The following is a 12,681-nucleotide window of genomic DNA, read 5'->3' on the forward strand; positions in this document are numbered from 1 at the left end:
TACCTATTTCCCGGTTATGACAGACAACCGGTTCGCTTTCACTCTCACGAGCTATCACTCGGGCGCGAAGGTAGGTCGAAGATTTAAAACGACCAAAAAGGATTCGATGAATCGTTTTTTTTTCTCGGCGATTCCCATTATTTTCTCTACTTTTGCCCCCGCTAACAGAAAGAAGTCAACCGTATATGAACAGCTCGATTATCCTTTTTATCATCGCCGCCTATTTCGCCGTCTTGCTGCTGATCGCGTGGATCACGGGGCGTAATAACAGCAACGAGGCCTTCTTCCTCGGGGAGCGGAAATCGCCTTGGTACATCGTCTCGATCGGCATGGTGGGCACCTCCTTGTCGGGGGTGACGTTCGTATCGGTACCCGGCATGGCGCGTACGATCGACATGACGTATATGCAGACGGTATGGGGCTTCTTCGTCGGATATATCGTCATCGCCCAGGTGTTGCTGCCGCTGTACTACAAGTTGCGGCTTACCTCCATCTACTCGTATCTGGAGGAGCGGATCGGGAGAAGGGGGTACAAGACCGGGGCCTCGTTCTTCTTGCTCTCGAAGAGCGTGGGGGCGGCCGCGCGCCTGTACCTGGTGGTCTTGATCTTGCAGACCTACGTGTTCGACGCCTGGGAGATCCCGTTCGCCGCGACCGCGCTCCTGAGCATCCTGCTGGTATGGCTGTACACGTTCCGGAGCGGCATCAAGACGATCATCTGGACCGATACGCTGCAGGCTTTCTGCCTCGTGGCGACGCTGGTGGTGATCATCTGGCAGGTGAAGGAGAAGCTGGGACTGGATTTCGGGGGGATGGCGCGGACGCTGGTGGAGAGCCCCCATTTCCGGATCTTCGAGTTCGGCGATTGGCACAGCACGCAGAACTTCTTCAAGCAGTTCCTCAGCGGTATCTTCATCACGATCGTCATGACCGGGCTGGATCAGGACATGATGCAGAAGAACCTCTCCTGCAAGAGCTTGAAGGACGCGCAGAAGAACATGTACGTGTATGGCTTCGCCTTCACGCCGGTCAACTTCCTGTTTCTCTCGCTGGGGGTACTGCTGCTGACGTTGGCGGCGCGGGAGGAGATCCCGTTGCCGGCCTTGGGCGACGACATCCTCCCGATGTTTTGCACCTCGGGGATCTTGGGCGAGAGCATCCTGGTCTTCTTCACGATCGGTATCATAGCGGCGGCTTTCAGCAGCGCCGACTCGGCGTTGACGGCGCTCACCACCTCTTTTTGCGTGGACATCCTCGGCGTGCAGAGGGCGGAGGCGGGAAGGGCGAGGCGTATCCGCCTGACGGTACACGTGGCGATCTCTGTCTTGTTCGTCTGGATCATCCTGGCGTTCAAGGCCGTGAACAACCGGAGCGTTATCGACGCGATTTACCTGATCGCCTCGTACACGTACGGCCCGCTGCTGGGGCTGTTTGCCTTCGGGCTTTTCACGAGGCGGAAACCCCGCGACAAATACGTGCCCTATATCTGCGTAGCCTCCCCGTTGATCTGCCTCGCCGCGGATTTCCTGGCGAGACAATACGCAGGCTATACCTTCGGCTACGAGATGCTCATGGTAAACGGCGGCATCACGTTCGCCGGGTTGTGGGCCGCGTCCGCGGGTCTCACTTCACGACCGAAGTAGTCATTTATATAATTTATCACAGATGGAAATTAAAAGCGCGACATTTGTTATCAGCAACACAGACGTGAGGAAATGCCCCGAGGGGAACCGGCCGGAGTATGCCTTCATCGGACGAAGCAACGTGGGCAAATCCTCCCTGATCAATATGCTCACCAACAAGAAGGGCCTGGCGATGACTTCGCAGACGCCGGGCAAGACTCTACTTATCAACCACTTCCTAATCAACGACGAATGGTACTTGGTAGACCTCCCGGGGTATGGTTTCGCCCAGCGAGGCAAGGAGGGCCGGGAGCAGCTGAGACGTATCATCGAGAGCTACATCCTCGGCCGGGAGCAGCTGACCAGCCTGTTCGTCCTCTTGGACTGCCGCCACGAGGCGCAGCGCATCGACCTGGAATTCATGGAATGGCTGGGTGAGAACGGGATCCCTTTCGCGATCGTCTTCACGAAGATCGACAAGATCAGCAGGGGACGCTTGACGGAGAACCTGAAAGCCTATACGGATAAACTGCTGGAGACGTGGGAGGAGCTTCCCCCGATCCTCGTCTCTTCCGCGGAGAAGCGACAGGGAAGGGAGGAGATCCTGGGCTACATCGAGTCGGTCAACAACAGCTTGCGTCCTTGAGAAACGGAGGTGAGGCGATATGGAACAGGCTTCGGTTCTTCTGGTTTTATCTCCGTTCACGCAGATCAATACGCCCTATCCCTCCACGGCCTACCTGAAGGGGTACCTGGAGAGCAAGGGGGTACACGCCGCGCAGGCCGACCTGGGTATCGAGACGATCTTGGCGCTGTTCTCCGAGCGGGGCCTCGGGGAGTTGTTCGACGAGATCGAGCGGCGGAAGGGGCGCTATCCGGCCAAGGTCCGGAGGATGCTGGCCGACCGCCGGCGGTATATCGACACGATCGGCGCCGTCGTCGCTTTCCTGCAGGGAAAGAACGACACGCTCGCCTATCGCATCTGCGACCGGGCGTACCTCCCCGGGAGCGACCGCGGGAGCCGGGACGAGGAGGAGCTGGAATGGGCGTTCGGCGCCGCGGGGCTGCGCGACAGGGCCCGTTATCTGGCGACCTCGTACCTGGAGGGGCTCTGCGACTTGATCCGGGAGACGATCGACCCGGATTTCGGCTTCAGCCGGTATGCCGAGCGGCTGGGGCGTTGCGCCTCCTCCTTCGACGAGATCGAGGAGGCCCTCCAAAGGCCCTCCGGCTTCATCGAGCGCCTGACCCGGCCGCTGCTGGAGAGGCACCTGGCCGAGAGCAGGCCGAAGGCGGTGGCTTTCAGCGTCCCCTTCCCGGGGAATCTATTCAGCGCCCTCAGGCTCGCCCGGTGGCTGCGGCAGACGCGCCCCGGCCTCCCGATCCTCATGGGCGGCGGTTTCGCGAACACGGAGCTGCGCTCCATCGCGGATACGCGCTTCTTCAAATACATCGATTACCTCATGCTGGATGACGGCGAGGATCCGCTCTACCAACTGTTACGCTACCTGGAGGGGGCGATCCCCCGGGCGGAGCTGGTGCGCACCTTCTCGCTCGACGAGAGCGGCCGGCGGGTCGTTTATCAAGACAACCCCGCCCACCCCGCTTGCCGGCAGAGCGAGACGGGATTCCCGGACTACGGGGGATTGCCGCTGGACCGATACATCTCCGTCCTGGAAATGGCCAACCCGACGCACCGGCTCTGGAGCGATGGCCGCTGGAACAAACTGACCCTGGCGCACGGTTGCTACTGGGGGAAATGCGCCTTCTGCGACGGCTCGCTGGATTACATCAAGCGCTACGAGCCGAACAAGGCCCGGACGGTGGTGGACCGCATGGAGCGCCTGATCGGGCAGACCGGCGAGATCGGCTTCCATTTCGTGGACGAGGCCGCCCCGCCCGCCTTGCTGCGGGAGATGGCGCTGGAGATCCTCCGCCGGGGGCTGACCGTCGTGTGGTGGGGGAATATCCGTTTCGAGAAAAGCTATACCCGCGAGCTGTGCGAGCTGCTCCAGCGAAGCGGTTGCGTCGCCGTATCGGGCGGCCTGGAGGTAGCCTCTCCCCGGCTTCTCAAGCTGATCAACAAAGGGGTGACGGTGGCGCAGGTGGCGCGGGTCGCCCACCATTTCACCGCGGCGGGGATCCGGGTTCACGCCTATTTGATGTATGGCCTCCCGACCCAGACCGCGCAAGAGACCATCGATTCCTTGGAGACGGTCCGGCAGATGTTCGAGCTGGGGCTGATCCAATCCGGGTTCTGGCATCGCTTCGCCCTGACGGCGCATAGCCCCGCGGGGGCGCGCCCCGCCGCGTACGGTTGCCGCGTCACGGAGCCTCCCTTTGGGGGATTCGCCCGCAATGACCTGCGGTTCGAGGCGCTTTCCGGCTGCGATCCGGAGCTTTTCAGCGAGGGGCTCCGCGTCTCCCTCTACAATTACATGAACGGGACGGGGTTCGACTTGCCTTTGCAGAGATGGTTCGGCGGCCTGAAAGTGCCGCGCACCACCCTGCCGCCGAATTATATCGAGAAAATCTTGCTTGAATAGCCTCAGCGGACGCCGCTGAAGCTGTTCAAGCACTCGGACGATCCCAGCGGACGCCGCTGAAGCTGTTCAAGCACTCGGACGATCCCAGCGGACGCCGCTGAAGCTGTTCAAGCACTCGGACGATCCCAGCGGACGCCGCCGGGCCGGTTCAAGCGCTCGGCGGATCCGGCCATTTTTTTAATTGCTTTGTTTTCCCTATTTTCGCGCTTCCTAAACAAAAAAAACGCGTATGAATTGGTTACTTGAGACGCTTACCGAACCCTCGCTGGTACAGGCCGTGGCCATCCTCTCGATCGTGGCGGCGACGGGCGTGTATCTGGGGCGGCTAAAGCTATTCGGCATCTCATTGGGCATCACGTTCGTATTCTTCGCCGGTATCATGGCCGGACATCTGGGGGTTACCGTGAATAAGGAGATGCTGAGCTTCGCCCAGAATTTCGGGCTTATCGTTTTCGTATATACCTTGGGATTGCAGGTAGGTCCCGGCTTCTTCTCCTCCTTGAAAAAAGGCGGGGTGGAGCTGAATACGATGGGATTGGGGGTGATCGCCCTGGGGCTGCTGCTGACGCTGCTGCTGCACGGGATGACGGGGATCCCCGTCCCCGTCATGGTCGGGCTGCTATCCGGCGCCGTGACGAATACCCCGGCGCTGGGCGCGGCCCAGCAAGCGCTCCTGCAGACAGACCCCGAGAACACGAGAAGCGTGACGGAGATGGCGCTGGCCTGCGCCGTGACCTATCCGCTCGGTGTCGTAGGCGTGATCCTGGCGATTGTCATCCTGAGGGCCCTGTTCGCCCAAAAGAGGCCGGAGAGGCACAAGGAGCCGGACACGGCGACAAACGTCGCGGAGTTCCAGGTCTTGAACCCCTCCATTTACGACAAGAGCATCCAGCAGGTCATGAGATTGACGGAGAAGCAGTTCGTGATCTCCCGCCTCTGGCGGGACGGGAAGGTGACGATCCCCACCTCCGAGACCATCTTGCGGGGGAGAGACCACCTGCTGATCATCTCCGTGAAGGCGGATGTCGAGTCCATCAAGGTGCTTTTCGGGGAGCAAGAGACGACGGACTGGAACAAAGAGGATATTGACTGGAACGCGATCGACAGCCAATTGATCTCCCGCCGCATCGTCGTGACCCGCGACCGGGTAAACGGGGTGAAGCTAGGCTCGCTCCGGCTCCGCAACCTATACGGGATCAACATCACCCGGGTGAACCGCGCGGGTATCGACCTGGTGGCCTCCCGCGACCTCCGCCTGCAGATCGGGGACAAGCTGACGATCGTAGGCGAGGCCAACTCCGTGAACAACGCGGGCAAGATATTGGGCGACGAGCTGAAACGGCTGGACAACCCCAACCTGCTCGCCCTGTTCGTAGGGCTCACGCTGGGCGTGCTGATCGGGGCGGTCCCCATCGCCATACCGGGGATGAGCACGCCCGTCAAGCTGGGCATAGCCGGGGGGCCGATCATCGTCGGGATCTTGATGGGCGCGTTCGGCCCCCGCTTCCACCTGACGACTTATACCACCCAGAGCGCGAACCTGATGATGCGGCAGTTCGGCATCGTGATCTACCTGGCGGGGCTGGGGATCGACTCCGGGGCTCATTTCTTCGAGACCGTCTTCCGGGCCGAGGGATTGCTGTGGATCGGCCTCGGTTTCCTGCTGACGATCGTGCCGGTCCTGGTCGTCGGGTTCATCGCCTCGCGGTTCCTCAAGCTGGATTACGCCCACAACATCGGCATGCTCTGCGGGAGCATGGCCAACCCGATGGCCTTGAGTTACGCCAACACGACCGTCGAGGGCGACGAGCCCTCCGTGTCATACGCCACGGTTTACCCGCTATCCATGTTCGTCCGGGTGATCTCCGCCCAATTATTGATCCTGTTATTCACCTGACCGCTTAAAAAGTCCGGCATCCGACCTGTTTTTTGTCTCACTTGCCTTATCTTCGCGGAAGATTTGAAACAATACTTCGGCTCATGAACGAAACTATACTCAATGGGTTGCTGAACCTGTTCGCCATATTCGCCTCCTTGGCGAAAATAGGAGGCGGCCAGGCGCGCCAGGCTGTCAACGCCTATCTGACCAGTCACTTCGGTATCCGCTCCCACAAGGAATACATGGAGCTGTTCGAGGAGATACAAACGGTTTACGAAGACCCGGATCTCGTCATCAACCGGGAGCGCGTCATCATCAACGTATGCAACCAGCTCAAGCCCAAACTGGTCGCGGAAGACCAGCTGCTGCTGCTGCTCCGCTTCATGGAGTTCGCCCATGGCAACCATGAGGGGCTGAACGAGAACCTGGCCATCTTCCACCAGATCGCCGCGATATTCAACATCGACACAGGCACCTTCGACGACCTGTACGCCTTCGTCGCCGGCAAGAAATCCCCCTCCATACTCACGGTCAACGCCGATGCCGGCGATAAAGCGCCCAACCACATCCACCGGAGCGGGCTGGAGGGCGAGATACGGGTGCTGAGGCTGACCCGGTTCGACCGGATGGTCTTTCTGTACCAAGGCAGCGGACGGGTATTCATGAACGACATCCCGCTTACTCCCGGCATCTTCTACGGCTGGCAACGCAGCGGCGTAATCAAAAGCCCGCTATTCCTGCCGGTTTATTACAGCGACGCGCTCGATGTATTCAACCGGAACGAGCGGAAGGAACGCATCGTATTGACCGGGAGGGAGATCGAGTTCCGCTTCAAGAACAGCGAGAACGGCCTGCACGATTTCTCCTTCAACCTCGAATCCGGCCAGCTGGTGGCCATCATGGGAGGAAGCGGCGTCGGCAAGTCCACCCTGCTCAGCATCCTGAACGGGAACATCACCCCCGAGTCGGGAAGCGTATGCCTGAACGGGCATCCGCTGAGCGATCCGGCATGCAAGCGATTGATCGGCTTCGTGCCGCAGGACGACCTGCTGATCGAGGAGCTGACCGTGTTCCAGAACCTGTGGTACACCGCCCGCCTTTGCTTCGCGAACCGAACCGAGAAGGAGATCGAGGATCGCGTCAACACGATCCTCGAGGATCTGGACCTGAGCAAGATCCGGGATCTGGCCGTCGGGTCCCCGATCCGCAAGACGATCAGCGGAGGCCAGCGTAAACGGCTGAACATAGCGCTGGAGCTTATCCGCGAGCCGGCGATCCTCTACCTGGACGAGCCTACCTCCGGCCTCTCGTCCACCGATTCCGAGAAGGTCATCATGCTGCTGAAGGAGCAGACGCACCGGGGACGGCTCGTGGTGGTCAATATCCATCAACCCTCGTCCGAGATCTACAAGCTGTTCGACCGCCTATGGCTGTTGGATACCGGCGGCTACCCGATTTACGACGGCAACCCGATCGAGGCGATCACCTACTTCAAGCGGATCGCCAATTACACCGATCAGGACATCAGCGTGTGCGGCACCTGCGGGAACATCAACCCGGAGCTCATCCTGACCATCATCGACGCGAAGAAGATAGACGATAGCGGGAACCAGACAAACATCCGGAAGATCACGCCCCAAGAGTGGCACGAGCTCTACGTGGCTTCCCGCCCGCGATTCCAGGCGGCAAGGCCGACCCCCCTGCCCCCGAATCATCAGCGGAAGCCCTCGCTCTGGAAGCAGTTCTGTATCTTCCTGGAAAGAAACATAAAGACCAAGCTGACCAATAAGCCGTATTTGTGCATCGCCTTGCTGGAGACTCCCCTGCTGGCGGTGATCGTGGCCCTGCTCACCCGCTTCGCGCCCGATGAGGGGTATTCCCTGCTGGCGAACAAGAATCTGGTATCCTACATTTTCATGGCGGTGATCGTCGCCACCTTCACGGGACTCAGCATCAGCGCCGAAGAGATCATCAAGGACCGGACGCTCCTGAAGCGAGAACGATTCTTGCGATTGAGCCGGGGCAGCTACCTCTCGTCAAAGATGTTCTACCTGCTTTGTATCTCGGCGATCCAGAGTTTGCAATTCATAGCGGTGGGAAACGCGTTGATCGGCATCGGCAGCGAGATGTTCCTCACGTGGTGGATCACGCTATGGGTAACCTCATTCCTCGCCAACCTGACCGGTTTGGTGCTATCGCAATCCTTCAGCTCGATCGTAGCGATCTACATCACGATACCGCTGCTTCTAATCCCGCAGATCTTACTGTGCGGCTTGGTCGTCCGGTTCGACGATTTGAGCAGGAGCGCGTCCAGCCGGAACCGGGTGCCCCTCATCGGCGAGGTGATCCCCTCGCGTTGGGCGTTCGAGGCGCTGGTCACGGAGCAATTCCGGAACAACAGCTACAACCGCCTGTTTTTCGCGGTCGAGAAAGAGAAGTTCCTGGCGCAATATTACCGGAATATCCATGCCGACGAGGTACGCGACCTCGTAAACAGCCTCGACCTGATCCCGGAGAAACGGGAAGAGAACATCCGGACGATCCGCAACGAGCTGGCCGTACTGTCCCGTGCCGCCCGCATCGCCCCCTATACGTCCGGAGAGAGCTACGAGAGCTATCTGGATAAAGTGGAAAAGGCCCTGCATACCCGCAGCGATAATTTCACGGCGTTGTTGGAGAAAAAACGGAAAGAGGCCATTCAGGAACACGGCTCCGAATGGTTGAACACCCTGAAAAAAGAGCATCATAACTCGGCCATCGAGGAGCTGGTGCTCAACTCAACCAGCACCCAATTCTACAAGAAGGCCCACAACCGGATCTATCCTAAAATCGGGCAGATTTACCTGGAGCCGGACAACAACTGGGGACGCGCGCCCTTCTATAGCCACACGAAAAAGTTCGCCGGCTACACATTTTCTACTTTTACATTTAATTTATTAATGTTAGGAATCTTTGCTTTATTGGTAATTATATCTATCTTCGCAGAGTTTCCCGGCAGGTACTTAAACAAGGGGAACGATTGATGACAAAATATATAATCTAAAAATAAGGAGTTAACATGAAAAAGAGTTTTGTTAGCCTGCTAACCATAGCAGCGGTTACATTCGGAATGGTATCTTGCAACAACAGTAAAAAACAAGATGCCGCGGAGCAAAAAGTAGAGGAAGAGGCCGTCATCGCGGGAGAAGTATCGAAAGATCTGCTTACAGCCGAGTTGAAAGACGAGGTCACCCGTTTCCTGAAAGACATGCCGGATTCGGAGTTGCCTTACAAGGTGTCTACCGGCGAAGTCACGATCTCCGTGGCTAACACTGATTTCATGTTGCCGGTCAGCAAGGTTTCCGAGTTGAACACACAAGCCCAGAAAGCACGTGCTTGCGGTATCTACTTCGCGGACTTGAACCTATTGAAGGCGATGAAGAAGCCGACTACAGACATCGAGAACGTATTGGTTAAATTGACTACGGATCTGGACATCCCATTCGCCATCGACATCATGAAAGAGTCCGCTCCCGCTAACGCCAGCAAAGAGGAGTTAAGCAAATTCATGAAAGACCAAGAAAACAAATTGATCGACGCGATGATGGAAAATGACAAGGCCGACATTGAGCTTGAGTTGTTGGGAGGCATGGCCGTGGAATACGCGATCGTATACGCGAACCCGGGCTTGGTCGTTAAAGGCGACGCCACTTCCGCCGGTTTGAGCGAGAATATGGAGAAACGCTTGGAGATCCTTCAACAGATCACGGCAGACTTAGCGAAGTATTATCCTGACCTGGAGCAATTAGGGACTACGATCGCTCCGTTAAGCGATATGGTAGCGACCCTAAATACGGCCCGCGAGTCAAAAGCTAAGATCGAGGAGATGCGTGCGAATCTATTGAAATAATATAAGCCTCATATCGTAAAAAGTGTATGGTGACAAACATCATACACTTTTTTTATAGCCCTTCGGATGTCACCGCGACGCCCGTGCGGTATCCTATATCTTGTGCGTTTTGACAAGTATCTTGTCCCCATTCTCCAAGGTCGTGGCGAAAAGATAGGTGATTCCTCCATCCGCGATTTTGGTTTGCTTACGTAGCTCATCCACCGAGAGGGGGAAATTGCGGACGGTTATATTCGCTTGGGAGATCTGCCTCGACAAGGTCTTACATCGTTTATTCGTAAAGGGGATCACCTCCTCTACACGGAATGAACGACCCGGGAAATCAGGGACTAGCTTGTCTGACGTGTACAGATGGCTGCTCACATGCAATTTGCTCAAGCCGAAACAGGAAGCGACGGCCTTGAATGCTCCGGCCTTCAATATTGAGGCGTTTGGTTCATATAAATAGGCTCGTATATCTCCACTCACACGGGAGGGGAAACGCTCTTCCTCGGCGAGCGTGAACTTAAACGCAGCTTGGTCACTGCCCAGATTTACGCAAGTGATCGGGAGATTCACCCGATCCTCCATCCGCTCATTATCCATCAAGAAAAGAAGTTCCTTGCACTCGTTCCGAACGGACACCACGTGCACCTCTGTCGTCCACGGTAGCAAGGCGGATGTCTGGCGAATATCCGCCATCGGAGAGATCTTGGCGATGACGCGGGGCGCATGCTCAAGCAAGTCCGGCATCAAGGCAGTCAAGTCCGGCTCGCAATCCCGCAGGGCGAAGATCCGCTTATTTCCCTCCCCTCTCCGGGCAGGATCAATACAAAACAGATCGAACGGACCTTTCCCTTCCAAGGCCGATAAGGAATCGCCGTTCACCACCTCGATATTATCCGCTCCCAGCGCCTTGAAGTTGTGACGGGCAGCGTCGCAATACGAGGCAAAACGTTCCAAATAGACCAAGCTGTCCACCTTGCGGGAGAAGAAATAGCTGTCCACCCCCAACCCACCGGTAAGATCGCACATCCGTATTCCCTCACTCACCAAGGTCTGCTTATAAGTCGCTGCCAGCTCACCGGAACATTGCTCGGCTGAGATACGCGAGGGGAAAAAGACATCCTTATTCGCCCACCAGGTAGGCAGCTTATCCTTCACCTTCCGCCGGGCCAAGATCTGATCGACCGCCAAGGGCATATCCACCTCCGGATAACGTTTGGCAGACAACAACAGGCGATCCGGATCATCCCCCTTGTGCTCATCTACAAATCGCAGCAAACATTCCAATCCTTTCATATCTTTCATTTATACCACCATACGACAACAAATGTACGACTATTCATCCAGAGTTCCGACATCTTAACTGGAGGTATTCTTACGATGCCCGTTCTAACGACCTTACGATGCCCATTGTAAGGTCGTTAGAATGCCCATTCAAGGGAGCTTACGATGGGCATCGTAAGAAAACGCAGAAAATGGTGGGACGAATCCGGAAAAAAACGTATATTTGTCCATTGGTTGAGAACCTTGTAAACTGTATATTAACAAGATTAATTCGATTAGTAAATGGGAAGAGTATTAGTTATTGGCGCAGGGGGCGTAAGTACCGTCGCTGTTAAGAAAATAGCGATGAACGCGGATGTTTTCACGGATATCATGGTAGCCAGCCGTACGAAAAGCAAATGCGACAAGATCGCCGCCGATATCAAGAACGTGAACGTGCGAACCGCGCAGGTAGACGCGGACAACGTGCAGGAGCTCGTTGCCTTGTTTAACGCATTCAAACCGGATTTGGTGGTAAATCTGGCCCTACCTTATCAAGACTTGCATATCATGGACGCTTGTCTGGAATATGGTGTCAGCTATTTAGATACGGCCAACTACGAACCGCTCGATGAAGCCAAATATCAATACAGCTGGCAATGGGCCTATAAAGATCGTTTCGAGAAAGCCGGTCTTACCGCGATCTTGGGATGTGGTTTCGATCCGGGGGTTACCGGTGTGTACACAGCTTACGCGGCAAAGCATCATTTCGACGAGATACAATATCTGGACATCGTAGACTGTAACGCGGGAGATCACCATAAGGCTTTCGCTACCAATTTCAACCCGGAAATCAATATCCGCGAGATTACTCAACGCGGCAAATATTTTGAGGATGGGGAATGGAAGGAGACCGATCCGCTGAGCGTACATAAGGCATTGAATTATCCGAACGTAGGACCGAGAGAATCATATTTGATGTATCACGAGGAATTGGAAAGTCTGACCAAAAATTTCCCGACCCTCAAACGAGCTCGTTTCTGGATGACTTTCGGACAGGAATACTTGACTCATTTGCGTGTCATCCAAAATATCGGTATGGCTCGTATCGACCCGATCCTTTACAACGGGCAGGAAATCGTTCCGATCCAATTCTTAAAGGCCGTACTGCCGAACCCGGGTGATCTGGGAGAAAATTATACAGGCGAGACTTCCATCGGTTGCCGCATCCGCGGTATCAAGGAGGGTAAGGAATTAACTTATTACGTATACAACAACTGCAGCCACCATGCCGCTTATCTGGAGACAGGCGCGCAAGGCGTAAGCTATACCACCGGTGTTCCTGCCATGATCGGCGCCAAATTATTTATGCAAGGTATCTGGAAGAAACCGGGCGTATGGAATGTGGAGGAATTCGATCCGGATCCATTCATGAAAGAGCTGAATGAGCAAGGTTTGCCTTGGCATGAATTGTTTAACATTGACTTAGAATTGTAA

8 protein-coding genes are annotated in these 12,681 nt (G+C 56.4%); 7 read left to right on the forward strand and 1 reads right to left on the reverse strand.

Annotated features, from left to right (window positions below; genetic code table 11):
- Positions 1-185 precede the first annotated feature (185 nt).
- The 6 genes from G7Y39_RS00455 to G7Y39_RS00480 all read left to right on the forward strand — a co-directional run bounded on the left by G7Y39_RS00455 (position 186) and on the right by G7Y39_RS00480 (position 9,936).
- Entirely contained in the window at positions 186-1,643 is a 1,458-nt protein-coding gene (locus tag G7Y39_RS00455) for a sodium:solute symporter (protein ID WP_165154135.1), read from the forward strand.
- A gap of 22 nt (positions 1,644-1,665) precedes the next feature.
- On the forward strand, positions 1,666-2,268 hold the full coding sequence (gene yihA, locus G7Y39_RS00460) for a ribosome biogenesis GTP-binding protein YihA/YsxC (protein WP_165154001.1): 603 nt from the start codon (positions 1,666-1,668) through the stop codon (positions 2,266-2,268).
- Positions 2,269-2,287: 19 nt separating this feature from the next.
- A complete protein-coding gene (locus G7Y39_RS00465) occupies positions 2,288-4,168 on the forward strand; it encodes a radical SAM protein (protein WP_165154003.1) in 1,881 nt (626 codons plus the stop codon).
- Between the two features lie 229 nt (positions 4,169-4,397).
- On the forward strand, positions 4,398-6,065 hold the full coding sequence (locus tag G7Y39_RS00470; RefSeq protein ID WP_165154005.1) for a putative transporter: 1,668 nt from the start codon (positions 4,398-4,400) through the stop codon (positions 6,063-6,065).
- Between the two features lie 83 nt (positions 6,066-6,148).
- Entirely contained in the window at positions 6,149-9,070 is a 2,922-nt protein-coding gene (locus G7Y39_RS00475; protein ID WP_165154007.1) for an ATP-binding cassette domain-containing protein, read from the forward strand.
- 35 nt (positions 9,071-9,105) lie between these two features.
- Positions 9,106-9,936 (forward strand): hypothetical protein, encoded by an 831-nt coding sequence (locus G7Y39_RS00480; protein ID WP_165154009.1) that lies wholly within the window; start codon positions 9,106-9,108, stop codon positions 9,934-9,936.
- A gap of 93 nt (positions 9,937-10,029) precedes the next feature.
- Here G7Y39_RS00480 and G7Y39_RS00485 read toward each other — a convergent pair whose 3' ends face one another.
- Positions 10,030-11,217, reverse strand: a complete 1,188-nt coding sequence (locus tag G7Y39_RS00485) for an SAM-dependent methyltransferase (RefSeq protein WP_165154011.1) — start codon at positions 11,215-11,217, stop codon at positions 10,030-10,032.
- 270 nt (positions 11,218-11,487) lie between these two features.
- Between G7Y39_RS00485 and G7Y39_RS00490 the strand changes: the two genes are divergently transcribed.
- Positions 11,488-12,681, forward strand: a complete 1,194-nt coding sequence (locus G7Y39_RS00490) for a saccharopine dehydrogenase family protein (RefSeq protein WP_165154013.1) — start codon at positions 11,488-11,490, stop codon at positions 12,679-12,681.

It is taken from the genome of Parabacteroides sp. ZJ-118 (genome assembly GCF_011038785.1).
Taxonomy (GTDB): Bacteria; Bacteroidota; Bacteroidia; order Bacteroidales; family Tannerellaceae; genus Parabacteroides.